Source organism: Acidisoma sibiricum, from assembly GCF_057837225.1.
This window is the reverse complement of record NZ_CM174445.1, coordinates 1026518-1049835: the sequence shown is the minus strand read 5'-3', so window position 1 is coordinate 1049835 and position 23318 is coordinate 1026518. Positions and strand designations below refer to the sequence as shown.

The 23318-nt window shown below is 67.0% G+C and carries 22 protein-coding genes; 15 read left to right on the top strand and 7 right to left on the bottom strand.

Annotation, left to right across the window (positions count from 1 at the left end; translation table 11 throughout):
• Positions 1–26 precede the first annotated feature (26 nt).
• From AC3G7M_RS05095 to AC3G7M_RS05070, 6 genes are all read left to right on the top strand, one after another.
• On the top strand, positions 27–764 hold the full coding sequence (locus tag AC3G7M_RS05095; protein WP_489214624.1) for a pyridoxine 5'-phosphate synthase: 738 nt from the start codon (positions 27–29) through the stop codon (positions 762–764).
• Positions 765–873: 109 nt separating this feature from the next.
• Positions 874–1839, top strand: a complete 966-nt coding sequence (locus AC3G7M_RS05090) for a metal ABC transporter solute-binding protein, Zn/Mn family (RefSeq protein ID WP_489214623.1) — start codon at positions 874–876, stop codon at positions 1837–1839.
• Positions 1840–1859: 20 nt separating this feature from the next.
• Positions 1860–2657, top strand: a complete 798-nt coding sequence (locus AC3G7M_RS05085) for a metal ABC transporter ATP-binding protein (RefSeq protein WP_489214622.1) — start codon at positions 1860–1862, stop codon at positions 2655–2657.
• Positions 2638–3549, top strand: coding sequence for a metal ABC transporter permease (locus AC3G7M_RS05080; RefSeq protein WP_489214621.1), 912 nt, complete (start codon positions 2638–2640; stop codon positions 3547–3549). Before AC3G7M_RS05085 ends, AC3G7M_RS05080 begins: the two co-directional genes overlap by 20 nt.
• 5 nt (positions 3550–3554) lie before the next feature.
• Positions 3555–4355 (top strand): metal ABC transporter permease, encoded by an 801-nt coding sequence (locus AC3G7M_RS05075; protein ID WP_489214620.1) that lies wholly within the window; start codon positions 3555–3557, stop codon positions 4353–4355.
• 100 nt (positions 4356–4455) lie between these two features.
• Positions 4456–4914, top strand: coding sequence for a hypothetical protein (locus AC3G7M_RS05070; protein WP_489214619.1), 459 nt, complete (start codon positions 4456–4458; stop codon positions 4912–4914).
• Here the strand turns inward: AC3G7M_RS05070 and AC3G7M_RS05065 are convergent.
• The 3 genes from AC3G7M_RS05065 to AC3G7M_RS05055 are packed head-to-tail and all read right to left on the bottom strand — an operon-like array spanning position 4911 to position 7457.
• On the bottom strand, positions 4911–6197 hold the full coding sequence (locus AC3G7M_RS05065; RefSeq protein ID WP_489214618.1) for an NAD(P)/FAD-dependent oxidoreductase: 1287 nt from the start codon (positions 6195–6197) through the stop codon (positions 4911–4913). The two genes, AC3G7M_RS05070 and AC3G7M_RS05065, sit on opposite strands and share 4 nt — an antisense overlap.
• A gap of 11 nt (positions 6198–6208) precedes the next feature.
• Complete coding sequence (locus AC3G7M_RS05060) at positions 6209–6793, bottom strand: CoA pyrophosphatase (protein ID WP_489214617.1); 585 nt, start codon at positions 6791–6793, stop codon at positions 6209–6211.
• Between the two features lie 4 nt (positions 6794–6797).
• Positions 6798–7457, bottom strand: a complete 660-nt coding sequence (locus AC3G7M_RS05055; RefSeq protein WP_489214616.1) for a DUF1285 domain-containing protein — start codon at positions 7455–7457, stop codon at positions 6798–6800.
• 183 nt (positions 7458–7640) lie between these two features.
• Here AC3G7M_RS05055 and AC3G7M_RS05050 point away from each other — a divergent pair, with 183 nt between their 5' ends.
• From AC3G7M_RS05050 to AC3G7M_RS05030, 5 genes are all read left to right on the top strand, one after another.
• The gene (locus AC3G7M_RS05050; RefSeq protein WP_489214615.1) at positions 7641–8666 is read left to right on the top strand and encodes an AAA family ATPase; all 1026 of its coding nucleotides are present in this window, start codon (positions 7641–7643) and stop codon (positions 8664–8666) included.
• A 22-nt stretch (positions 8667–8688) separates the two neighbouring features.
• Entirely contained in the window at positions 8689–9555 is an 867-nt protein-coding gene (locus AC3G7M_RS05045) for a DUF58 domain-containing protein (protein WP_489214614.1), read from the top strand.
• Positions 9552–12257, top strand: a complete 2706-nt coding sequence (locus AC3G7M_RS05040) for a DUF4159 domain-containing protein (protein ID WP_489214613.1) — start codon at positions 9552–9554, stop codon at positions 12255–12257. Before AC3G7M_RS05045 ends, AC3G7M_RS05040 begins: the two co-directional genes overlap by 4 nt.
• Positions 12254–14392: a hypothetical protein gene (locus AC3G7M_RS05035; protein ID WP_489214612.1), complete on the top strand. Its 2139-nt coding sequence runs from the start codon at positions 12254–12256 to the stop codon at positions 14390–14392. The genes AC3G7M_RS05040 and AC3G7M_RS05035 overlap by 4 nt, the downstream gene beginning before the upstream one ends.
• A gap of 220 nt (positions 14393–14612) precedes the next feature.
• Positions 14613–15242, top strand: a complete 630-nt coding sequence (locus AC3G7M_RS05030; RefSeq protein ID WP_489214611.1) for a CarD family transcriptional regulator — start codon at positions 14613–14615, stop codon at positions 15240–15242.
• 92 nt (positions 15243–15334) lie between these two features.
• Here the strand turns inward: AC3G7M_RS05030 and AC3G7M_RS05025 are convergent, their stop codons facing one another.
• The 3 genes from AC3G7M_RS05025 to AC3G7M_RS05015 form a co-directional block, all read right to left on the bottom strand.
• Positions 15335–16108: a Bax inhibitor-1/YccA family protein gene (locus AC3G7M_RS05025; RefSeq protein WP_489214610.1), complete on the bottom strand. Its 774-nt coding sequence runs from the start codon at positions 16106–16108 to the stop codon at positions 15335–15337.
• Positions 16109–16320: 212 nt separating this feature from the next.
• Positions 16321–16983 carry an MlaC/ttg2D family ABC transporter substrate-binding protein gene (locus AC3G7M_RS05020; protein ID WP_489214609.1) on the bottom strand — a complete coding sequence of 221 codons (663 nt, stop codon included), beginning with the start codon at positions 16981–16983 and terminating at the stop codon, positions 16321–16323.
• 7 nt (positions 16984–16990) lie between these two features.
• Complete coding sequence (locus AC3G7M_RS05015; RefSeq protein ID WP_489214608.1) at positions 16991–17788, bottom strand: MlaA family lipoprotein; 798 nt, start codon at positions 17786–17788, stop codon at positions 16991–16993.
• A gap of 234 nt (positions 17789–18022) precedes the next feature.
• Here AC3G7M_RS05015 and metF point away from each other — a divergent pair, with 234 nt between their 5' ends.
• From metF to AC3G7M_RS04995, 4 genes are read left to right on the top strand one after another with little or no spacing between them, the layout of a single operon-like run.
• The gene (gene metF / locus AC3G7M_RS05010; protein ID WP_489214607.1) at positions 18023–19021 is read left to right on the top strand and encodes a methylenetetrahydrofolate reductase [NAD(P)H]; all 999 of its coding nucleotides are present in this window, start codon (positions 18023–18025) and stop codon (positions 19019–19021) included.
• Positions 19018–21207 (top strand): ATP-dependent helicase, encoded by a 2190-nt coding sequence (locus AC3G7M_RS05005; protein ID WP_489214606.1) that lies wholly within the window; start codon positions 19018–19020, stop codon positions 21205–21207. Before metF ends, AC3G7M_RS05005 begins: the two co-directional genes overlap by 4 nt.
• A gap of 24 nt (positions 21208–21231) precedes the next feature.
• Complete coding sequence (locus AC3G7M_RS05000) at positions 21232–22113, top strand: 50S ribosomal protein L11 methyltransferase (RefSeq protein ID WP_489214605.1); 882 nt, start codon at positions 21232–21234, stop codon at positions 22111–22113.
• The gene (locus AC3G7M_RS04995; RefSeq protein ID WP_489214604.1) at positions 22083–22997 is read left to right on the top strand and encodes a polysaccharide deacetylase family protein; all 915 of its coding nucleotides are present in this window, start codon (positions 22083–22085) and stop codon (positions 22995–22997) included. Before AC3G7M_RS05000 ends, AC3G7M_RS04995 begins: the two co-directional genes overlap by 31 nt.
• 83 nt (positions 22998–23080) lie before the next feature.
• Here the strand turns inward: AC3G7M_RS04995 and AC3G7M_RS04990 are convergent, their stop codons facing one another.
• Complete coding sequence (locus tag AC3G7M_RS04990; protein WP_489214603.1) at positions 23081–23314, bottom strand: DUF1127 domain-containing protein; 234 nt, start codon at positions 23312–23314, stop codon at positions 23081–23083.
• Positions 23315–23318: the final 4 nt, after the last annotated feature.

Below are 23318 nucleotides of genomic sequence, written 5' to 3'. Positions count from 1 at the left end.
CCACCCCTCCCCGAGACAAAGACGCCATGGCCAAGCTGAGTGTGAACCTGAACAAGATTGCCTTGCTCAGAAACTCCCGCCATACCGGGGTGCCGGATGTCGTGCATTTCGCGCAAGCGGCACACGATGCCGGCGCCCATGGCCTGACCGTCCATCCCCGCCCGGATGAGCGCCATATCCGCCGCACGGATGTGTTCGCGCTCGACCGGCTGATGCGTCCCTGGCGCCCGGCATTCGAGTTCAATATCGAAGGCTATCCCGAGCCGCGGCTGATGGATCTGGTGGCCGAGATCAGGCCCGAGCAATGCACCCTGGTGCCGGATGCGCCAGGCGCCTTCACCTCCGACGAGGGCTGGAAGCTGGACCCCGATCAGATGGCCGTCGCCCGCCCGGCCATTCAGCAGCTGCGTGCCATCGGCAGCCGCGCCATCCTGTTCGTCGATCCCAACCCTGACGTCGTCGGCCGCGCGATCGACGCTGGGGCGGACGGGATCGAGATCTATACCGGCGGCTATGCCCATGCTTTCCGCGCGGGGCAGCACGACGCGATCCTCGCCGCCTGTGCCGAGACCTGTACCGCCGCGCGGGCCGCGGGCCTCGCCGTCAATGTCGGCCACGACCTCAATCTCGACAATCTGCCGCCGTTGGTGGCCGCGCTGCCGGGCCTCGCCGAAGCCTCTATCGGGCATGAGCTGACCTCCGACGCGCTAATTTTCGGCTGGGCGGAAGCGATCCGCCGCTATGTGGCGGCGCTGGCGGGGTGAACGCGCGCAGCCGCTTTCTGGAGCCGCGTTCCGAGAGAGTGTAACACCTCCCTGGACAGGTAGTTTTGATACGTTATAACATATCAAACCTACCAACCAGAGGATGATCATGGCACCGGCGACACGGCATCTGCCACGGCACATGCGAACAGGATCTGTGCGGCTCGGGCTGGCGCTGACCGCCCTCATGACGGCGAGCCTCGGCCTCGCCCCGCCTGCGCACGCGGTCGCCCCCATCCAGGCCGTCGGCATCGAGAACGAATATGCCGATGTTATCGGCCAGATCGGCGGCGACTACGTCCATGTCACCGCGATCATGACGGACCCCAATACCGATCCGCATGCCTTTGAGGTCAGCCCGCGTATCGCGGCCGCCATCGCGGGCGCTGATCTGATCGTGGAAAATGGCCTCGGCTACGATTCCTGGGCCGATAAGATGATCACGGCTGCGCCCAAATCCGGGCGCGCCGTCATCAATGTGCAGCAGCTGCGCGGCCTGCCCGATGACACGGCGAACCCGCATCTGTGGTACGATCCGGCCACCATGCCGACGGTGGCAAAAGCCATCGCCGCGAAACTCTCAGCGCTGGACCCGGCGCATGCGGATTACTTCGCCCAGCGCGAAACGGCTTTCGAGAGCAGCCTGCAACCCTGGTTCGCGGCCCTGGCCGATTTCAAGGCGAGATATCCGGGCGTGGCCGTGGCGGTGACCGAGCCTGTCGGCGACTACATGCTGCAGGCGGCCGGCGCCAGGATCGGAACGCCCTGGGCGCTGGAAGCGGCCATTATGAATGATACCGACCCCGCGCCCCAGGATGTCAGCCAGCAGAACGCCCTTCTCAGGACCAATGCGGTTAAGGTGTTCCTCTATAATCAGCAGGTGACCGATCCGCTGACACAGTCCTTTCTGGAACTGGCGCATGCCAAAGGCATCCCCGTCGTCGGCGTCTATGAAACCATGCCGGTGCCGGGCTACAGCTACCAAAGCTGGATGCTGGCCGAGGTGATGGCGCTGACCAAAGCCGTTGCGGACAAGACATCCACCGAAAGCCTTCTTCCCACTTCATCGAACTAGACCGGACGGCGATGCATACAATGACGGAAACGCTGAGCCTGTCGCAGCTGAGCGTCTCCTTTCCTGGCCGCCAGGTGCTGCAGGAGGTGAGCTTCTCGCTCGCCCCCGGTGAGATCTGCGGACTGATCGGATCGAATGGTTCCGGCAAGACAACCTTGCTGCGGACCATTCTGGGCCTGCAGGCGGCGACCAGCGGCCGCGTCCATATCCACGGCGCCGTGGGCTATGTGCCGCAAAAAATCGCCTTCGACATGGATATGCCGCTGCGCGCGCGGGACGTAGTGGGGCTGGGGCTGGACGGCAACCGCTTCGGCCTGCCGCTGCCGTCGCGCGCCCGCCGCCGTCAGGTGGAGGCCATGCTGGAGGCGGTCGGCGCGCAGGCCTTCGCTGATCAGCGCATCGGCGATCTGTCGGGCGGCCAGCAGCAGCGCGTGCTGATTGCCCATGCCATGATCCGCCGCCCGCGCCTGCTGCTGCTGGATGAGCCGCTGGCCAATCTCGACGTGCGGGCGGTCGCCGATATCGTCGGCCTGCTCGACCGTTTCGCCCGCGATGAGGGCGTGACCGTGCTGGTCTCGGCCCATGACATGAATCCGCTGCTGTCGGTCATGGACCGCATCGTCTATCTGGCCCAGGGCCGGGCCGCGACGGGCAAGACGGAGGAGGTCGTGCGCACGGAGGTGCTGAGCCGCCTTTACGGCCATCATATCGATGTCATCCGGGTCCATGGCCGCGTGGTGGTGATCGCGGCGGGTGCGGCGGATGAGATTCCCATCGCGCTCGAAAAGCATCCCGTCCATGTCTGCGAAATTCCCTGAGACCGCGATGGATCTTCTTACCCTCGTTTTCGCGCCTGGTTTTTTTGCGAGCGCCCCGGTGCAGACGGCGCTCATCATCGGCAGTGCGGCGGCTGTCGTCTCGGCCCTCATCGGCGTCTTCACCGTGCTGCGCGGTCAGTCTTTCGCGGGCCATGCCCTGGCCGATATCAGCAGCGCCGGCGGGTCGGTCGCCTTTCTGCTGGGCATCAGCGCGCTGTGGGGGTTTCTCGGCGTCGCGGTTCTGGCCGCGGGCGCCCTGGAACTGGCGGGCCTGCGCCGCGCGAAGGAGCGTGACCTTGTCACCGGCATCGTGCTGGGCGCCGGGCTTGGCCTGACGGCCCTGCTGCTGCATCTCGATAACGGCATGCGGAGTTCGGGTGGGGCGGCGATCTCGGTCATGTTCGGATCGATCTTCGCGGTGCCGCAATCGCTCATCCCGCCCATGCTGGGCATCAGCGTGCTGGCCATTGCGGTCATGGGCCTGGTCTACCGGCCGCTGCTGCTCACCTCGCTCGACCCCGCCCTTGCCGCAGCCCAAGGCGTACGCGTGCATGCCATCGGCTTGCTGCATCTGCTGGTCCTGTCGCTGGCCGTGACCCTCTCGGCCATGACGATCGGCGCGATCCTCTCCACCGCCCTGCTCATCGGGCCGGCGGCCGCCGCGGTGCAGCTCGCCCGCCGGCCGGGGCCCGCGCTGATCCTGGCAAGCCTGTTCGGACTGCTGGCGACCTGGGGCGGCGTGCTGCTCGCCTATGACAGCTATAGCTGGACGCCGGGCCACGCCTGGCCAGTAAGTTTCTTCATCACCAGCCTGGTCTGCCTGATCTATGCCCTGGCCCGGCTGTGGGCGCGGCAGTCGCGCCTGCCCGTGACCAGCCCCGTTCAGGCCTGACGCCGATGTTCGCGAGCTACATGATCAACGGCTGGATCATGGCGACGATCGTCGCAGTCGTGGCCGGCGCGGTCGGGCTTTTCGTCGTGCTGCGGGGCATGAGCTTCGCGGCCCATGCCTTGCCGCTGGGCGCCTTTCCCGGTGCGGCGGCGGCCAATCTCATCGGCATCAACGAGCTGTGGGGGCTGATCGGCTTTTCCGGCCTCGGCGTCATCGGCATCACGCAGCTCGCCCAGCGGCAGCGGCGGGATGTGGCGACGGCGCTGGTGCTGATGGCGCTGCTCGGCCTCGGCACGCTGTTCCTCAGCCTGTCGGGCCATTACGCCCAGGGCGTCTATGCCCTGCTGTTCGGCCAGCTGATCAGCGTGAGCGCGGCTGAGATCTGGCCGGTTCTGGCACTCGGCCTTATCATTCTCATCGTCATCGCGGCCGGCTTGCGGCCCTTGCTGCTCAGCACGCTATCGGCGGATCTGGCGACCACGCACGGCATCTCAGCGCGGCGGGCCGATTTCGCCTTTCTGCTTGTGGTGGGTGCGGCGACCGCCATCGCGCTGCCGGTGGTGGGCGCGCTGCTGGTCTTCAGTCTGATGGTGGGACCGGGGGCCGCTGCCCGCAGCCTGACGGACCGGCCTGCAACCGCCCTGCTGCTCTCAATCGCGCTCGCCCTTGTCACCGTCTGGGCCGCTATTGCGGCGGCCTTTGTCACCGACTGGCCGATCGGCTTCTTCGTCGGCCTGCTGGCGGCCGTGCTGTTTGCCCTCTCACAACTGGCCCGCCGGTGGCGCTCTGCCCACAGGCGCCGCTGAGCCGCCAAAGGTTTTGGCTCACATTTCACCAAGAATCGGTTGCTCGACAGGCCAATTCGTGAGCCTTCCCATTCTGCGTGATGTGGAGTGGAAGATTCTCATGGCTCGGCTGTCGATCGGTGACCGCGTATCGGATCTCAGTGGCGCGCGTGAGGGCAGGATCGTCGAGATTGACGGCGGCACCGCCTATGTCATGCAGCCCAACGGCGTCGAGATCGAGTTTCCGCTCGACCGGCTGAAGCCATACGAGGCAGACGACGCAAAATCGGCCCAGAGCGGCCCCGGACAGCACAATGTCCAGACGCTCAATTTCGTCCAGCGCCGGCTGCTGGCCTCTGTCCCCGACACTATCCGCCAGGCCGTGGCGCAGAGCTATGACAAGGCGACCGAGGTCGGCAGCCGTCAGGCCTTCGCCGATCTGCCCGACGACAAGAAGCTTGAAACCATCCGCATTTATCTGCCCTCCCTGCCGCGGCATATACTCAGCCCGCATTTGAAGCTGGTGGTCGCCTTTCGCGATCTCGCAAAGGACACCGCGCCGCCGCGGCGCAAGTCCTAGAAACGACCCGGCCGGAACGGCGTCGGGTCGATTGCTGGCGGGCGCCCGCAGAGCAGGTCAGCCACCAGCCGCCCGGTGCCAGCCGATTGCGTGAGTCCGAGATGGCCATGGCCGAAGGCATACAGGATGCGCGGCGAGGCCCGCGACGGCCCGATCACCGGCAGGCTGTCCGGCAGGGACGGGCGGAAACCCATCCAGGGCTGGCCGCCCTCGGCCGATAGGCCGGGCAGGAAGCGCATCGCCTTGCGCAGCATCGCCTCCGACCGCGCGAAATTCGGCGCCAAGTCAAGCCCGCCCAGTTCCACCGCACCGCCGACGCGCAGGCCCGTGGTCAGCGGCGTGATGACGAAGCCATGGCCGCCGAAGATGAGCTGGCGCCGCAGATCGAAGGAGCCCAGCGGCAGGGTTGTGTTGTAGCCGCGCTCCGTCTCCAGCGGCAGGCGGTCGCCCAAGGGATCGGTCAAACGGCGCGACCAGGCACCCGTCGCGACCAGGATCTGCCTGGCCTCAAGGCTGCGTCCATCGGCCAGAACGGCTCGTACCCCCGCCTCCGCCGGCGCGAGCCGGGAGACGTCGCCTTGCAGAAACAACGCGCCCCGGCTTTGCACATGCTCGGCCAGGCGCCGGGCAAAGATGAACGGGTCGCTCACCGTTCGCCAGCCGGGCACGAAAGTGCCCGCGACGAATTGCGGCGCCAGACCCGGCTGCAAGGTTTCCAGCGTCGCACCGCGGACATGGTCGAAGGCGATGCCCGCCTGCGCCCTATGCGCCCAACCGGGCAGCGATTCCGCAAACTCCCGCTCGCTTTCATAAAGCTCCAGGGAGCCATCGCGGTGGATAAGATCGCCCAGACCGCTTGCCGCGATCATGGCTTCCATCTCGACCTCCGCGAGTCCCATCATGGAAACCTGCGCCGCAATGCTGGCGGCAATGCGGTCTGCCCAGCCGGCGCGCCAGAAGCGCAGCAGCCACGGCGCGATCGTCCAGGCATAGGCCGGGGGAATGGACAGCGGCCCGAGCGGGTCCATCAGCCATTGCGGCACGCGGCGGATCTTGCCCGAGGTCGCGAGCGGCAGGATGTCGGAGAAGGCGAGCGCCCCGGCATTGCCGGAACTGGTTGCGCGGGCAACGCCCCCGCGCTCGATCAGCGTCACCTGACGCCCGGCCTGCTGCAGCTTCTGGGCGGCGGCAAGCGCGATGATGCCCGCACCGACGATCAGAACATCAGCCGGCTGCTGCGGCATGGCCGCCGCGAACATCGTGTCATCCGCTTGATCGCGCATCTCCAGCTCTCTCACCGCCTGGTCTCTCTCAATCTCTGCGCGAGGTCGAGCAGAATGGCGGCCGTCGCGCCCCAGATATAGTGATCATCATGCGGCCAGACCCAGATATCCCGCCAGTCGCCGGTTTTCAGCTTCATGCGCTGGTGCCTGGGCTGGGCCGGATCAAGCAGGACCGACAGCGGCAGGGTCAGCAGTTCGGCCACTTCATCCGCGGCCGGCCGCAGATCAACCCCCGGTGCGACAAGGCCGACGATGGGGGTGACCAGAAATCCCGTTCCGGTTTCATGGACCGACAGGCGGCCAATGACATCGACTGCGGCAGGCGGCAGGGCGATCTCCTCCCAGGCCTCGCGCAAAGCCGCGGCTTCAGGCCCGGCATCGTCAGGATCAATCCGCCCGCCGGGAAAGCTGACCTGCCCACCATGATGGCGCAGGTGATCCGCGCGCCGGGTGAGCAGGATGCGGGGGGCCGGCTGCAGGATGATCGGCACCAGCACCGCCGCCGCCAGGCCATGTTCGGCGCGGGCGGCCGTCTCCCGGCGTTCCGCCATGGTCACCGGACGGGCGAGCGCCTCCCGCAGCTCGGCTTCCGTCATGCCGTCATGCCTCGTCGTTGGGCATTTCCCCGAGCGGAAAGAACACCCCCGAACTCCACACGCCCAGCATCATGCGGCCGCGCACGGGCTGCGGTTCGGCGAGCGCCGCCAGTTCATAGAAGACCGGCCGGCTGATGCGCGCCTCGATCGGATGCGCGCCATTGCCCGAGCGCAGGCGGACATAGGGTTTGGGGTCGCCGCCGCCCTCGTCGTTGAAGCGCAGCGGATGATCCAGATCGACCGTCACCATCTCATCCGTATTGGTGCGGAAGGTCACGATCTGGGCGCTGTCGCAGCCGGTCCAATCCATCTCGACGACCACGAAAGGCGCATCCTCGACCACGATGCGGCCGCGCTCAGCCGGCGTCTCCAGCCAGAAGCTGCCATCCGCCTCCCGCTTCAGCACGCTCGCGAACAGGCAGACAAGTTCCTTGCGGCCGATCGCCGTGCCTTTGTACAGCCAGGTGCCGTCGCGCTTGATGATGAAGGGCAGCTCGCCGCATTCGGCCGGCGGGCGCCGCTTCTTCGGCACCGGGGCGTTCAGGATTTCGGCCATGGTGGCACGGTCCGGCAGGGCCAGCTCGATCCCGGCCACGCGGGCAGCCGCCCCCATGTCCTGGCCGCCTATCTCCTGGCCAGCGCCCGCATGGCCTTGCTCTTTCATTCCTTTCGCCTCGCCAGACACAGCCATACTCCGCGATTCCCGCTCTGCCTCGTCACGGAAGCGTTTGCGGGCATTCCCCACCATCTTCCTCAGCCGGCTTCGCCTCAAGATCAAATATAGATAGGGTCTTTCGATCTGTGAGGTCACCATCCTCGTGGACAGCGACGACAGCCAAGGAACACCATGCTTTTTGAAATGGGACGCCCCAACGGCCTAGGCAATGAGGCGGATGAGATTCTGGCACAGGCCGATGCGCTGGGCGCCCGCCTGGCGGCGCTGCGGGCCGAAATCGGCCTCATCATTTTCGGCCAGACCGAGGTCGTCGATCTCGCTTTGACCGGCATCCTGTCCGGCGGCCATGTTCTGCTGGTCGGCGTTCCGGGCCTCGGCAAGACGCGGCTGGTCGATACGCTGGGCCGCACGCTGGGGCTGGAGACGAAGCGCGTGCAGTTCACGCCCGATCTCATGCCCGCCGATATCCTGGGCAGCGAAGTGCTGGACGAGGCGGCCGAGAGCGGGCGCCGCGCCTTCCGCTTTCTGCCAGGCCCCGTCTTCTGCCAGCTGCTGATGGCCGATGAGATCAACCGCGCCAGCCCGCGCACGCAATCCGCCCTGCTGCAGGCGATGCAGGAAGGCCATGTCGCCGTGGCCGGGCATGACCGGCCGCTGCCCCGACCCTTCCATGTTCTGGCGACGCAAAATCCGATCGAGCAGGAAGGCACCTATCCGTTGCCGGAAGCGCAGCTGGACCGGTTTCTGCTGCAGATCGACCTGCGTTACCCCTCGCGGGAGGATGAGCGCGCCATGCTGCTGGCGACCACCGGCACCACTGCCCGCGAAGCCGTGGCCGTGCTGACGGCCGCGGAATTGATGGCCGCGCAAAATCTGGTCCGCGCCATGCCGATCGGCAATGCGGTGGTGGATGCCATCGTCAATCTGGTGCGCGACGGGCGGCCGGACGGATCGGGTCTTGGCCTGGTGCGGGACCATATCGCCTGGGGTCCGGGCCCGCGCGCGGCCCAGGCGCTGATGCTTGCGACCCGCGCCCGCGCCCTGCTGGACGGACGCCTGTCCCCCAGCCTGACCGATATCGCGGCCCTTGCCCCCTCCGTGCTGCGCCACCGCATGGCGCTCTCCTTCGGCGCCCGCGCCGAGGGCGTGACGCTGGACGCCGTCATCGACGCGATGGTCGCCCGCATTGGCGCCTAGTTCTCCCCAGAACCGCGGATCGTTGAAAGCCGAAGCGCTCGGCCAGACACTGCCGCCGCTGCTGCTGGCCGCCGAGCGGGTGGCGACGACCGTTGCCCAGGGCGTGCACGGCCGCCGGCGGACGGGCCGGGGCGACAGTTTCTGGCAATACCGCGCCTTCGCCGAGGGTGATTCGGCCGATCGCATCGACTGGCGGCAGAGCGGACGCTCCGACCGGCTATTCGTGCGGGAGACGGAATGGGAAGCGGCGCAGACGGCCTATCTGTGGGTCGCCGATGGCGCCGCCATGCGCTGGCATTCGCCGGGGGCAACGCCGAAGCGGGAGCGCGCGGTGCTGCTCGCCCTCGCCCTCGCCGCCCTGCTGCTGCGCGGGGGCGAATACGTCCGCCTGCTGGGGGCCGCCGCCCACCCGGCCTCCGGCCGCGCCGCCCTGCCCACCATTGCCGCGCTTCTCGATCAGCCCGAGATCCGGGAACAGCCGCTGCCGCCAAGGCTGCCGATCCCGCGCCATGCCCATGTCATTCTGATCGGCGATTTTCTGGAGCCGCTCGACCGCGTGCAGGCGGCCGTCACCGGTTTTGCGTCCCTGCCCGTCACCGGTCATATCCTGCAAATCCTCGACCCTGCCGAGGCCGAGCTGCCCTTTCGCGGCCGGGTGCGGTTTCAGGGTCTGGGGGCCGCCGCTCAGGCCGGCGGGCCCCAGACCGCCAGCATCCTGGTGCCGAAAGTCGAAAACATTCGCGCCGCCTATCAGCAGCGGCTGCAGGCGCAGATCGCGGGTCTGGGCGCCATCGCGGCGGCGGCCGGCTGGAAGGCCGGGCTGCACCGCACCGACCATGCGCCGAATGCCGCCCTGCTCGCGCTCTATGAGGCTTTGGCCAACCGATGATCTTTGCCGAGCCCTGGCTGCTGCTCGCCTTTCTGGTTCTGCCTTTGCTGTGGTGGCTGCTGCGGGCCAGCCCCCCGGCGCCGCGCATGCAAAGCTTTCCCGCGCTGCGCCTGCTCGCCGACCTCTCGGAAACAAGCGAATCCCCCGAGCGGACGCCGCCCTGGCTGATGGCGCTGCGTATCCTGGCGCTGGCCTGTCTCATCCTGGGCCTTGCCAATCCTGTCCTCAATCCGCGGCGCCCGATGGCTGGCGGCGGACCGCTGCTGATCGTGCTCGACAATGGCTGGGCGGCGGCAGGCGACTGGGCTGACCGCACGGCCACCGCGCGCGCCGCGATCCAGGCGGCCGAGCGGGAGGATCGCCCCGTGGCACTGCTGACGACCGCAGCCGAGGTTGATGGCCGCCTGCCCGCCATTGCTGGGCCGATGACGGCCCGTGACGCGATGTCCCGGCTGGCTGCGGCCGCGCCGCAGCCCTGGACGCCGGATCGGGCGGCCGATACCCGCGCTATGGACAATTGGCACCACGCGGGCAGTTCTGTTCTTTTTATTGATGACGGCGTCACCGCGCCCAGCGGCGAAGCCGCGTTCCGGTCGGCCCTCGCCCGCGCCGGCAGCGTTACCGACGCGCGGGCTTTAGCCGCCGCCCCACTCCTGCAGCAGCCTGGCGAGACCGACGGCGCCCTGGTCGTGCGCCTGGCCGCGGTGCCGCAGCCGGTCGCGCGTCCTTTCGCGGTGCTCGCCGAAGGCAGCGACGGCCGCATTCTCAACCGCATCGCCCTGACCCTCGCGGCCGGGCAGACACAAACGGCAGCCCCGCTCGGCCTGCCGACGATGCTGGCCAATAGCGTGACCAAGCTGCGCCTGGCCGGCCCGCCCAGCGCCGGCGGCACGCTGCTGCTGGACCGGCAGTGGCGGCATCGGATCGTGGGTCTGGCCTCAACGGCGGGCGCCGGTTCCGATGCCCCATTGGTGGGGCCGCTCTTCTACCTCAACCGCGCGCTGGGCCCCGATGTCGCTATCCGCCGCGGCAGCTTGACGGAACTGCTTAGCCAGCCGCTCTCGGTCCTCATCCTCAGCGACCGGCCGCTGACCTCCCCGGACGAGGTCGCGGCGGTGACGCGCTTCGTTCGCCAGGGCGGGCTTCTCATCCGCTTCGGCGGCCCCTTGACCGGCGAGACCGCCGACACGCTGCTGCCCGTGCGTTTGCTGCGGCAGGATCGCAGCCTGGGCGGAGCGCTCTCCTGGAACAAGCCGGAACCGCTCGCGGCCTTTGCGGCCACCAGTCCCTTTTCCGGCCTGCCCGTGCCGAAGGATGTCTCTGTCAGCCGCCAGCTTCTGGCCGATCCCGCCTCGCTGAGCACGGTCAATGTGTGGGCGACGCTGGCCGACGGCACGCCGCTGGTATCCTCCGCGCCCTTGGGCCAGGGGCGCATCGTGCTGTTTCACGTGACTGCCGATGCCGACTGGTCCAGCCTGCCGCTGTCGGGCCTGTTTCCGGGGATGCTGGACCGCCTGGTCCATCTGGCGAGTGGCACCGGTGACGGCGACCCGAAGGCGCGCCTTGCCCCTTATGCGGTGATGAACGGTTTTGGCGAGATGACTCCGCCGAGTGCCGCCGCCAGCACGGTGGCGGCGGATCAGATCGGGACGATCACGCCATCGCCCAAGGCCCCGCCGGGCCTCTACGGCACAGCGGGTGACCGCCGTGCGCTCAATCTTGGTCCCAGCCTGCCCATGCCGGCTGCAGCCGCACCCGTTTCCGGCGCGACCGCGGCTGGCCTGTCCGGCCGGCTGGACGAACGCGATCTGGGGCCGGCGCTGACCGCGCTGGCGGTGGCGCTGCTGATCATCGACCTTTTGGCCAGTCTGTGGGTGCGCGGAGCGCTACGCTGGCGCAGGCGCGGGAAAGTCATGGCGGGGCTGGTTGTGCTGGCCTGCCTCAGCCTCGGGCCGATCGTGCCGGCACAGGCTGCAGCCCCCGTACCACCCGCGGCACTGCAGACCTCCCTCGCCTATGTCATCACCGGCAATGACAGCACCGACCGGCTATCGCGCGACGGCCTGTCCAGCCTGTCGGATTTCGTCAGCAGCCGCTCGGCCGCCATCCTGGGTCCGCCCGTGGGCGTCGTGCCGGGCCGGGACGATCTCAGCCTCTATCCGCTGCTCTATTGGCCGATCCTGCCCGGCGGTACCGCGCCCAGGGGTGCGGCCACCGCGGCGCTGAACCAGTTCATGGAAAACGGCGGCATCATTCTCATCGACACCGAAGGCAGCGATCTGGGCAGCACAGGGTCAGGCGCGGGCTTGCAGCCGGGCGCCACACAAGCGCTGCGGCAGGCGGTGGCGGGGCTCGATATCCCCGCGCTAACACCGCTGACGCCGCGCCACGTTCTGGCCCATAGCTTCTATCTGCTGCGCGACTTCCCCGGCCGCTATGACGGCGCGCCGATCTGGGTGACGGAAGCCCCGGAAGCCAGCAATGACGGCGTCAGCCCGGTCATCATCGGCGCCAATGACTGGGCCGCCGCCTGGGACATGAACCAGGACGGCAGCTTTCCCTACAGCACGATTCCCGGCAGCGATCAGCAGCGCCTTTATGCCTATCGCTTCGGCATGAATCTGGTGATGTATGCCCTCAGCGGCACCTACAAGGGTGACCAGGTCCATGTCCCCGCCATTCTGGAGCGGCTGGGCCAATGAACGGCATCTCCACCGTCGTCGGCGCGATGCTCACGCCGGCGCTGCCGCCATGGCTGCTGATCACGCTCGGCATCGCCGGGCTGCTGGCGCTGGTGCCCGCCTTCCTCAACCGCACGCCCGGCCGCTGGTGGCGCCTGCTGCTGCTGGCTTTGCTGCTGGGCTGGCTGAGCGGGCCGAAGCTGGTGCGCCAGCAATGGCGGGCGCGGCCCGATATCGCCCTCCTTGTTGTCGATCACAGCGGGTCCGAGACGATCCGCGACCGCATGGCGCAGATCGACGCCGCCCGCGCTGCCGTTTCACGTGAAGCGCAGGCCATCCCCGGTCTCGAATTGCGCACCGTCACGGTGCCGGAAATGGGCAGCCAGGGCACGCAGCTGTTCTCGGCCATCAATACCGCGCTCGGCGATATTCCGCCCGACCAGCTGGCCGGGGTGGTGGCCCTCAGCGACGGCGAGACTGCCGATATCCCGGCCAAACCGGGCTTTACCGCGCCCTTCCACCTGCTGCTGCCCGCGCAGGGGGAAGAAACCGACCGCCGGCTGCGGCTGATCGACGCACCGCGCTACGGCGTCATCGGCAGCACGGTGACGCTGCGCTATGAGGTGGAAGATCTGGGTCCAGCGCCGGCCGGGGGCCAGGCTACCGTCAGCGTCATGCGCGACGGGGCCGCGGTCTCGGCCAGTACCGTGCCCGTCGGGCAGGTGCAAAGCCTGACCCTGGCCGTCAAGCGCGAAGGCCCGTCCGTCATCGTGCTGCGCGCCTCGGGTCTCGACGGCGAAGCCTCGCTCATCAACAACCAGCAGATCGTGACCGTCAACGGCGTGCGCGACCGCCTGCGCGTGCTGCTCATTTCCGGCCAGCCCGACCCCGGAGAACGCGCCTGGCGGCGGCTTCTGAAATCCGATCCAGCGGTCGATCTGGTGCATTTCACCATCCTGCGGCCACCGGACAAGGACGATCTGACGCCGCTCGACCAGCTTGCTTTGATCGCCTTCCCCGAGCGGGAGCTGTTCGAGCAGAAGATTGCCAATTTCGACCTCATCATTCTGGATCGCTTCCAGAACCAGGGCATCCTGCCGCCCGCCTATCTCGGCAATATCGCCCGCTATGTGCGGCAGGGGGGCGCCTTGCTGCTGGAGGCGGGACCGGAATTCGCGGGTGTCGGCTCGATCGCCCATAGCGATCTCGGCAGCATCCTGCCGGCCCAGCCGGTCGCGAGCGGCCCGGCCGACCAGACGCTGATCGGCCTGCCCGCGACCTTCGGCCAGCCGGTGGCGAGCGGCGCCGGCATTGCCATCGCGCCCTTCCGGCCCGCGCTGACCGATATGGGACTGCGCCACCCGGTGACGGCCGACCTGCCGGGGGTTGCGGGCTCCACCACGCCGGACTGGGGCAAGTGGTACCGGCTGATCGACACGACCGATATCCACGGCCAGGTGCTGATGACCGGGGCGGCCGGCAAGCCGCTGCTGGTTCTGGACCATGTCGGAGAGGGCCGGGTCGGCCTGCTGCTGTCGGACCAGATCTGGCTCTGGGCGCGCGATCATGACGGCGGCGGCCCGCAGGCCGAGCTGCTGCGCCGGGTGGCCCATTGGCTGATGAAGGAACCCGCGCTGGACGAGAACCGGCTGAGTGCGGCCATGGCCGACGGCCGGCTGCTGGTCGATGAACGGCAGTTGCAGGCCGGCCCGCCGCCCAGCGTGACCATCACCGGGCCGGACGGGCAGAGCCAGACGGAAAGCCTGACCGCACGCGGCCCCGGCCATGCCGTGCTCGACAGGCCGGCCGCCGCCCCGGGCCTGTGGACGGTCTCGGACGGCACGCGCACGGCCTATGCCGCATCCGACCTGGCGGACCCGCCCGAATGGACCGATCTGCGCGCGACGGCCACCAAAGCCGCGGATGTCATCGCCGATACGCAAGGCAGCGCGCATTTCCTGGGCGCCGGCGGCACGCCGGGCCTGCGTCTGGTGGATGGGGCCGACACGCCGGGGGGCACGGACTGGATCGGCCTGCGGCGCAACCACGCCCATGTCACCACCGGGATCGCGCTGACGCCCTTGCTGCCGGGCTGGGCCGCCTTGCCGCTGCTGCTGTTGGTTCTTCTCCTGGCCTGGCGCCGGGAAGGGCGCTGAATACCCGCGCTCGATTGGTCATGACTTTTGGCGAGATCTGTGATATACGCATGAACCATGTTGAAAAACGAGGCCGTTATCACGCGGGCCGCACCGCCAGCGTGGAGGCGTGCCGTTATATCCGTCGTCCTTGAACCCGTGTCAGGCTGCGGCTTTTGCAGCCGTTTTGTTGTGACGCGCCCGGTTGAGTCCGACTTTATTTCGCGGAAGGCTTGAGCCCATGAATGCCTCTTCTCCCGAAGCATCCGATACCGTGATGCCGGAGGACGCTACCGCTACGACCTCGACGACGACCGCGGCGACTTCGCCCGTTCCGGCCCATGGTGCGCCCGTCGCGCCCAAGCCGGTGCCCAGCGGCAAGCCGGAAACCTTCGCCGAAGGCGACTACGTGGTCTATCCGACGCATGGCGTCGGCAAGGTCGAGCGGATCGCGACGGAAGAGATCGCCGGCCATAAGCTGGAACTGATCCACATCACCTTCGAGGAAAACCGAATGACGCTGCGGGTGCCGGTGGCCAAGGCCCGCACCGCCGGCCTGCGCAAGCTGGCCACCCGCAAGCTGTTCGACGACGCGCTGGCCGTGCTGAAGGGCCGCGCCCGCGTCAAGCGCACCATGTGGTCGCGCCGGGCGCAGGAATACGAAGCGAAGATCAATTCCGGCGACCCGCTGGCGATCGCCGAAGTGGTGCGCGACCTGCATCGCAATTCCGGCCAGCCGGACCAGAGCTTCAGCGAGCGCCAGATCTATGAGGCGGCGATGGACCGCCTGGCGGCCGAGCTGGCGGCGCTGGACCGCACCGACAAGCTGACGGCAGCCCAGAAGCTGAACGATTTCCTCAAAACCCTCTGAGGATCGTCAAATCCAAAAAAGGCGGGAGACCCCAAGGTCTCCCGCCTTTTTTGTACCCGTTACCCGGCCTTTCGGCCGGGCTGGGCGCGCGGTTAGTTGTTGTTCCGGTTGCCCATGATCTGCAGCATCATCATGAACAGGTTGATGAAGTTCAGGTAGAGCGCGAGCGCGTCATAGACGCTGCGCTTGCCGGCCGTCTCAGCGTCATAGCCATAGCCGTACTGGATGTAGTCGGCCTTGATGCGCTGCGTGTCATAGGCCGTCAGACCCGTGAACACGAGCACGCCGATGATGCTGATGCCGAGCTGCATGGCGCTCGAATGCACGAACATATTCACCACGCTGGCGATGATGATGCCGAACAGGCCCATGATCATGAAGCTGCCCATGCCGGTGAGGTCACGCTTGGTGACATAGCCCCAGGCACTGGTGGCCGCGAAAGTGGCCGCGCAGACGAAGAACACCGAGACGATGGAGGTCTGGGTGAAGATCAGGAAGATATTCGTCAGGCTTGCGCCCATCACCGCCGCGAAGACCCAGAAGATGGCCTGTGCCGCCTGGCGGGAGAGTTTGTTGACGCCGAAGCTAAGCACCATGACGAAGACCAGAGGCGCGAACATCAGCAGATAGGCGAGCGGGGACGGACGATGCACCAGGAAGCCCTGGGCGCTTTGCACCTGCGGATACAGAAGATTGATCGCATCCGTATTGGCGATGCCGTACGCGACGATGCCCGTCAGCAGCAGACCGGACGCCATCCAATTGAAGACGCGCAGCATATAGGCGCGCAGGCCGGCATCGATAACCGCTGCCGACGTGGCAGCCGAAGCGCCACGATAGGTTCGGAAGTCGGGACCAAAAGCCATTGTCGGAAAATCCTTTTAACACCGTGCGATACGGCTGGCCCTATTGTGGCGGCTTCGCGCAGGCGATCAAGCTAATTCCATTATACATTTTCGCAACAATTGCCGCGCGGAGGGACGCAAACACCCGCCCCTACGCAAAAGCCAGCCTGACGCTCGGTCAGACTGGCTTTTCAGGCGCGGCGCTGCACATCAGGTCTCAGAAAAGTGCCGGATCAACCAGCCGCATTCGACTGAAAGCGGGCCAGCTGCTGGTGCATGGCGTCCAGCAGAGGCTGGATCTGTCCACCATGCTGGGAAATGACGCCCGCGTAATCATTGCGCTCCGTCAGACGCAGGCTGGTGCCCTCAGCGATGATATCGATGATCTTGGGCTGGCCGCCGATCGTCGCCACCACCCACTGCACCTGCGCTGCCGGCTTGCCCGGCACCAGCACGTTGGTATCGACGACGATACCCGAATCACGCTGCACCGCCTGGCCCACGCTGAACTTTGCCCCCTGGAAGGTACTGGCCTGGCCGGTGACGGCGTAGACCAGCAGCTGCCGGAAGGTCTGCATATAATCCTGCTGCTGAGCCGGCGTCGCCACGCGCCAGTAGCGGCCGAGCACGAAGCGGGCGACGCCATCGACATCGACCGCGCCGCGTACCAGCTGCTGCATCGCCGTCTGCTTCTGCGCCTCACTCTGGGAGGAGTTGATGACATCGAGGAGCTGCGACGCCGTGCTCTGGATCAGGCCACGGGCCTGCGACACATCATCGGCCCGCGCCTGAGCGGTCATGCCCACGCAGCTTGCAAGCAGCAGGGCGGTCGCGAAGAAAGTCATCACTCTACGGCGGCGGATGCGCATATTCGTCTCCGAGTCCTTGAAGCTCATTCCGGTCTTAGTTCTGGGAAGATGTGGTTGCCGCCGGCTGCGGATACCAGGCCGGGATCGTATGGCGGTTATCATCGCGCGCGGCCTGAATGGCAGCCTCACGATGCTGGCGGTAAAGGCTTCTGAAGGTAGCATAGGGGTCCAGCGCCATGCGCTTGACCTCGTCGATCGGCTTCAGGAGATCGGCCCGCGTATTGACGATGGTCACGGCCGTCCGGGCATAGCCAAGGTCGGTCACGATCGCCCCCTGGCCGACCCAGAAGAACGGGTCTGAGACGATACCGACGCCAAAGCCCGCGGCGTCACGCGGATCGGATGGGCCCAGGACCGGCAGATAGAGGAAGGGGCCGGTGCCCACCCCCCAAAGCGCGAGGGTAATGCCGAAATCGGCCTCATGCGCCGGATAGCCCATGCCATTCGCGATATCGAAGATACCGGCGACGCCGACCGTGGAGTTCACCACGAAGCGCACCAGACTGTCGCCGGCGCGGCGGGATTTGGCTTCCAGAATGTCATTGAAGAAGACCACCGGCGTATGGAGGTTATCCAGGACATTGCCGATGTGATTGCGCACCGTGCGCGGCACGACATAGGCATAGCCCTGGGCCACCGGCTTCAGGCCATAGGTGTCGAGCGCGTTGTTCACCGCATAGAGCTTGCGATTCATGGGCTCCAGCGGATCGTCGTTCTGCCTGTAAGCCGCCAATGCTTCCGGGTCGGAAGCCGGCGGCTTGGTCGCGCAGCCCGCGAGGCCCGTTAGCAGAACAGCCGCCATCAACCCAGCGGCCCAGATCCTCGATGTCACGCAACAGCCCCCTCAAAAACAGCAGTCAAACCACGTATCACGTCATCTCGTTCGGAAGAGACCTAAAGCATAATGGCCGCGACGCAAACTCTGCCTGACCGTTCGGTCAGGCCCCGACCCCGGCCGCCGTCGCCCAAGTGCGCCTAAGGTCAGCGCGGTCTTGCACGAACCGCACGAGACTGCCACGGAGAGATACCGTATAAGATTGATGTCCCGCACGGCGAGTCTGCACGCATGAATATCCCGCTCAACCCCCGACATTCCCTGCTGGACAGCGCGGGCACGGCGCGCCCGGCCCTGGAACGCTGGCTGAGCGGCCCCCGCTTCGGCGCCCTGCCGCTTCCCGAGGGCGGCAGCCCGGCCCCGGCTTTGTCCTTTGAATTCTTCCCGCCCAAGACCGAGGCGCTGGAAAGCCAGCTGTGGACCTGCATCCGCCGGCTGGAGACGCTGGCACCCCGGTTTGTCTCCGTGACCTACGGCGCCGGCGGCAGCACGCGGGAGCGCACACACGCAACTGTGATCCGGCTGGTGCGCGAAACCGGCCTGATCCCGGCCGCCCATCTCACCTGCATGGGCGCGACCCGGGGCGAAATCGACGAGATCGCGGCGCGCTACTGGGACAGCGGCGTGCGCCATATCGTGGCGCTGCGCGGCGACCTGCCGCCGGGACAGGCGGATGTCGGCACAGACGGCTATCAAAGCGCGCTGGAACTGGTGGAAGGGCTGAAACGGGTCGCCGATTTTGAGATCAGCGTCGCGGCCTACCCGGAAGTTCATCCCCGTGCCGCCTCGCCCGCGGCCGATCTCGACAATCTCAAGCGCAAGCTGGATGCCGGCGCGACCCGCGCCATCACCCAGGCCTTCTTCGACAGCGCGACCTATCTGCGCTTCCTCGACAAGTGCCTGGCCGCCGGCATTACCGCACCGATCGTGCCCGGCATCCTGCCGGTGACGAATTTTGCCCAGGCGAAGAAGTTCAGCGAACTCTGCGGCACCGTCATTCCCGATTGGATGGCCCATATGTTCGCGGGACTGGACGAAGACCCCGAGACCCGCCGCATGGTCTCCCTGGTGCTGGCGGCCGAGCAGGTGCGCCTGCTGCAGGCCAATGGCGTCGACGAATTCCACTTCTACACGCTCAACCGCCCGGACCTGACCTATGCCATCGCCCATATTCTGGGCGTGCGCCCGGCCGTGCCCGGGACCGCGCCGGAGGAGCATTCGGCCGCGTGAGTGACTATCTCAACCGGCTGAATTCCGAACAACGCGCGGCGGTCGAGGCTCTGGACGGGCCGCTGCTGGTGCTGGCCGGCGCCGGCACCGGCAAGACCCGGGTGCTGACCACCCGCTTCGCCCATATTCTGATGTCGGGACGCGCGGGGCCGGGCCAGGTTCTGTCCGTCACCTTCACCAACAAGGCCGCGCGCGAGATGCAGGAGCGCATCGGCAGCATCCTCGGCCAGCCGGTGGCCGGGCTATGGCTCGGCACGTTCCACTCTCTCTGCGCCCGCATGCTGCGCCGGCACGCGGCCCTCGTCGGGCTGGAATCAAATTTCTCCATCCTCGATACCGACGATCAGCTGCGGCTGCTGAAACAGCTGATGGTGGCCGAGGGCATCGACATCAAGCGCTGGCAGCCGCAGGGGCTGATGGCCATCATCCAGCGCTGGAAGGATCGTGGCCTCACGCCCGACCGCATTACCGCAGCCGAGGACAGTGATTTCGCGGCCGGGCGCGCGCAGGAGATCTATGCCGCCTATCAGGCGCGGCTGCGCAGCCTGAACGCCGCCGATTTCGGTGACCTGCTGCTGCACGTGGCCGAGATTTTGCGCACGCACCCGGATGTGCTGGCGCAATACCATCGCATGTTCCGCTACATTCTGGTCGACGAATATCAGGATACCAACCTGGTCCAGTATCTGTGGCTGCGGCTTCTCGCGCAGTCGCACCAGAACATCTGCTGCGTCGGCGACGATGATCAGTCAATTTATTCCTGGCGCGGCGCGGAAGTTGAAAACATCCTGCGCTTCGAGAAGGATTTTCCTGGTGCGCGCATTGTGCGGCTGGAAGCGAACTACCGGTCAACCAAGCAGATCCTGGGCGCGGCCTCGGCGCTGATCGCGCATAATGAAGGCCGGCTCGGCAAGACCCTGCGCGCCGGCCGCAATGAGGCGGACGGCGAGAAGGTGCAGGTTCTGGGCCTGTGGGATTCGGAAGAAGAAGCCCGCATGGTCGGCAGCCGCATCGAGGAGCTGCGCCGCGACGGGCACAAGATGGCGGAAATCGCCGTGCTGGTAAGGGCAGGCTTCCAGACCCGCGCCTTCGAGGAGCGGCTGATCACCATCGGCGTGCCCTATCGCATCGTCGGCGGCCAGCGCTTCTATGAGCGGGCGGAAATCCGCGACGCCATCGCCTATCTGCGGCTCATCGCGCAGCCATCGGACGATCTCGCCTTCGAGCGTATCGTCAATCTGCCGCGGCGCGGCGTGGGCGATGCCGCCTTGCGCAACCTTCATTTGCATGCCCGCACCCATGGCGTGCCCCTGATGCTGGCCGCCGGCCAGATGATCGCCAGTGGCGCGATCAAGGGCAAAGTCTGCGACAGCCTGACAGAATTGCTGAACGGCTTTGCCCATTGGCGGGAGGTTTTGGCCAGCGAAGGCCATGTCGTGACAGCCGACACCATGCTGGACGAAAGCGGCTACGCTGCCATGTGGAAGGCCGACAAATCCCCCGAAGCACCAGGGCGTGTCGACAACCTCAAGGAACTGGTGCGCGCGCTAGCGGATTTCGAGAGCCTGGCCGGCTTCCTCGATCATGTCGCCCTGGTCATGGAGAATGAGGACAGCACGGAAACCGATCGCGTCAGCCTGATGACGCTGCATGGTGCCAAGGGCCTGGAATTCGACACGGTCTTTCTGCCCGGCTGGGAGGAGGGATTGTTCCCCAGCCAGCGCTCGATGGATGAGAGCGGGCTGAAGGGACTGGAGGAGGAGCGGCGCCTCGCCTATGTCGGCATCACCCGCGCGCGGCTCCGCGCCATCATCAGCCATGCCGCCAATCGCCGCATCTATGCCAATTGGCAGTCGAGCGTGCCGAGCCGCTTCATCGAGGAATTGCCGTCCGAGCATGTCACGCAGAGCGGCGCCGCACGGGCCGAGCGCCTGCAGCGGCTGACCGCCCCGCCGGTCTTCTCCGGCGCCTTCGCGCTGAACGCGACGCGCCCCCGGCCGTCTCCCGGCACCTGGGAACAGCCCGCGCGGCCGCCCCGGCAGGAGAGCATTCCGGTCGGTGCGCGCGTCTTCCACCAGAAGTTCGGCTACGGCACCGTGCTCGCCGTGGATGACAACCGTCTCGATATTTCCTTCGAGAAAAGCGGCGAAAAGCGCGTGCTGGATACGTTCGTCGAACGCGCCTGATATCTGACCGAGAAAGACCCTGCGATGGCCCGCCGCGCGACCCCGCTCGAAACCGTCTCCCTGCTTGTGCCGGAAGAGGCTCTCCCCTTCTACGAGCAGGCGCTGCTCAGCATCTGCCCGACCGTCGGCTTCTTCCGCGATGAGGATGAGGGCCCCTGGCGGCTGGAGGCGGTCAAGCCGGTGGGCGACCGTGACGATGAACTGGCAACCAACCTGATGCTGGCGGCGGCCCTGTCCGGCTACGATATCCCGCTGGAGCGCCAGGCGACCGAAGCCGACGGCTGGCTTGCCCGCAATCTGGAGCAGTTCCCCGAGCTGTTGATCGGTCAGCGCTTCGCCATACGCGGCACGCATGAGACGGCGCCACCGGTCCGTGGGCGGCTGACGTTGACCGTCGATGCCGGCCTCGCCTTCGGCAGCGGCGAGCATGGCTCCACCCGCGGCTGTCTGCGGGCGCTGGAACATATCGCCCACCGCAAGCCGCGCGCCATTCTCGATCTCGGCACGGGCTCGGGCATTCTCGCCATGGCCGCCGCCAAATTGCTGCACCGGCCGGTGATCGCGACCGATATCGACCCCTGGTCCGTCCGCGTCACGCAGCAGAATGCGGCCCTCAACGGGGTCGCAAAACTCATCCGCCCGGCGCTGGCCGATGGCTGGAAGACGCGGGCGACCAGCGTGGGCGCCCCCTATGATCTGGTCTTCGCCAATATTCTGGCCCGCCCGCTCTGCGCCATGTCCTATGCGCTGGCGCAGCATCTGAAACCCGGCGGCTATGCGATCCTCGCCGGCTTGCTGGCGACGCAGGAACGCATGGTTCTGGCCGCCCATCGCCGCCAGGGTCTGGTGCTCGACACCCGCTTCCCGGAAGGACAGTGGACCGCCCTGCTGCTGCGCAAGCCCTGATGGCGCTGCCCAGCCACGGCCGTTACGATTACGCGCCCATCACGCAGCGGCCGGTCTATGACTGGCCGAACGGCACCAGGCTCGCAGTCTATCTCGGCCTCAATCTGGAACATTTCGCCTTCGGCGAAGGCCTGGGCGCGGAACTTGCCCCCGGCGGGCCGCAGCCCGATGTCCTGAACTATGCCTGGCGCGACTATGGCAATCGCGTTGGCGTCTGGCGGCTGCTGGATCTGTTCGAGGCGCTGGCGCTGCCCGCGACCGTGCTGCTCAACAGCAGCATCTATGACTACTGCCCCGAGATCGTGGCGCCCTTCCGCGCGCGGGGCGATGAGATCGCCGGGCACGGGCGCAGCAATGCCGAGCGCCAGAGCATTCTGAGCGAAACGGATGAGGCAAGGCTGATTGCTGAGACAACGGCGGCGATCCGCCAGCATGAAGGCTGCGCGCCCCAAGGCTGGCTCAGCCCCTGGATCGCGGAAAGCACGGTCACGCCCGATCTGCTAGCGGAAGCCGGCTACGGCTATACGCTGAACTGGTGCCATGACGATCAGCCCGGCTGGATGCGCACGCGCGGCGGCGGCCGCCTGCTCTCGGTGCCCTATCCGCAGGAGCTAAACGACATTCCGGCGATCGTCGCGCGCAAGATCGAGGCCGCGACCTTCGCGGACATGATCATCGACCAGTTCGATGAAATGCGGGACCAGGCGCGGTCGCAGCCTTTGGTGATGGGCATCGCGCTTCACCCCTATATCGTCGGCCAGCCGTTCCGGCTGCGGCAGTTGCGCCGGGCGCTGGCCCATATCGCGGCGGCGCGGGACGATATCTATCTGTGCCGCGCGGGCGATATCGCGGCCCATGCGGTCACTCAGCTGCCACCGGCGTGAGCCGCCGCGGCTTTCACCCAGCAGATATGAAAAAGGGCAGATCCCTGCGGACCTGCCCTTTTAAACCCGCAGCGGCGCCGGCATTAGCGGGCGTCGCGGTTGGCCATCGAAAAGACCGAGCGGATTTCGCTGCGATTGAGGCCGATATCGGCGAGTTCGCGGTCGCTCAGGCGATCCAGTTCGTTGATCACGGCGTTGCGGCGGCTGACATCGCGCAGCCAGCGGCCGACGCGGCCAACCGAACCCAGAAGGCTGGAGCTGGAGGCAGCGCCATGCGTCGCGCGGCCGGTGGAAGAGGTGTTGATGAAGGCGTTCATCGGA

Excerpts from the sequence above, each read along its gene's own strand:
- AC3G7M_RS05095 (WP_489214624.1), top strand. The coding sequence starts at position 27 with ATGGCCAAGCTGAGTGTGAACCTGAACAAGATTGCCTTGCTCAGAAAC.
- AC3G7M_RS05090 (WP_489214623.1), top strand. The coding sequence starts at position 874 with ATGGCACCGGCGACACGGCATCTGCCACGGCACATGCGAACAGGATCT.
- AC3G7M_RS05085 (WP_489214622.1), top strand. The coding sequence starts at position 1,860 with ATGACGGAAACGCTGAGCCTGTCGCAGCTGAGCGTCTCCTTTCCTGGC.
- AC3G7M_RS05080 (WP_489214621.1), top strand. The coding sequence starts at position 2,638 with ATGTCTGCGAAATTCCCTGAGACCGCGATGGATCTTCTTACCCTCGTT.
- AC3G7M_RS05075 (WP_489214620.1), top strand. The coding sequence starts at position 3,555 with ATGTTCGCGAGCTACATGATCAACGGCTGGATCATGGCGACGATCGTC.
- AC3G7M_RS05070 (WP_489214619.1), top strand. The coding sequence starts at position 4,456 with ATGGCTCGGCTGTCGATCGGTGACCGCGTATCGGATCTCAGTGGCGCG.
- AC3G7M_RS05065 (WP_489214618.1), bottom strand. The coding sequence starts at position 6,197 with ATGCGCGATCAAGCGGATGACACGATGTTCGCGGCGGCCATGCCGCAG.
- AC3G7M_RS05060 (WP_489214617.1), bottom strand. The coding sequence starts at position 6,793 with ATGACGGAAGCCGAGCTGCGGGAGGCGCTCGCCCGTCCGGTGACCATG.
- AC3G7M_RS05055 (WP_489214616.1), bottom strand. The coding sequence starts at position 7,457 with ATGAAAGAGCAAGGCCATGCGGGCGCTGGCCAGGAGATAGGCGGCCAG.
- AC3G7M_RS05050 (WP_489214615.1), top strand. The coding sequence starts at position 7,641 with ATGCTTTTTGAAATGGGACGCCCCAACGGCCTAGGCAATGAGGCGGAT.
- AC3G7M_RS05040 (WP_489214613.1), top strand. The coding sequence starts at position 9,552 with ATGATCTTTGCCGAGCCCTGGCTGCTGCTCGCCTTTCTGGTTCTGCCT.
- AC3G7M_RS05035 (WP_489214612.1), top strand. The coding sequence starts at position 12,254 with ATGAACGGCATCTCCACCGTCGTCGGCGCGATGCTCACGCCGGCGCTG.
- AC3G7M_RS05030 (WP_489214611.1), top strand. The coding sequence starts at position 14,613 with ATGAATGCCTCTTCTCCCGAAGCATCCGATACCGTGATGCCGGAGGAC.
- AC3G7M_RS05025 (WP_489214610.1), bottom strand. The coding sequence starts at position 16,108 with ATGGCTTTTGGTCCCGACTTCCGAACCTATCGTGGCGCTTCGGCTGCC.
- AC3G7M_RS05020 (WP_489214609.1), bottom strand. The coding sequence starts at position 16,983 with ATGAGCTTCAAGGACTCGGAGACGAATATGCGCATCCGCCGCCGTAGA.
- metF (WP_489214607.1), top strand. The coding sequence starts at position 18,023 with ATGAATATCCCGCTCAACCCCCGACATTCCCTGCTGGACAGCGCGGGC.
- AC3G7M_RS05000 (WP_489214605.1), top strand. The coding sequence starts at position 21,232 with ATGGCCCGCCGCGCGACCCCGCTCGAAACCGTCTCCCTGCTTGTGCCG.
- AC3G7M_RS04990 (WP_489214603.1), bottom strand. The coding sequence starts at position 23,314 with ATGAACGCCTTCATCAACACCTCTTCCACCGGCCGCGCGACGCATGGC.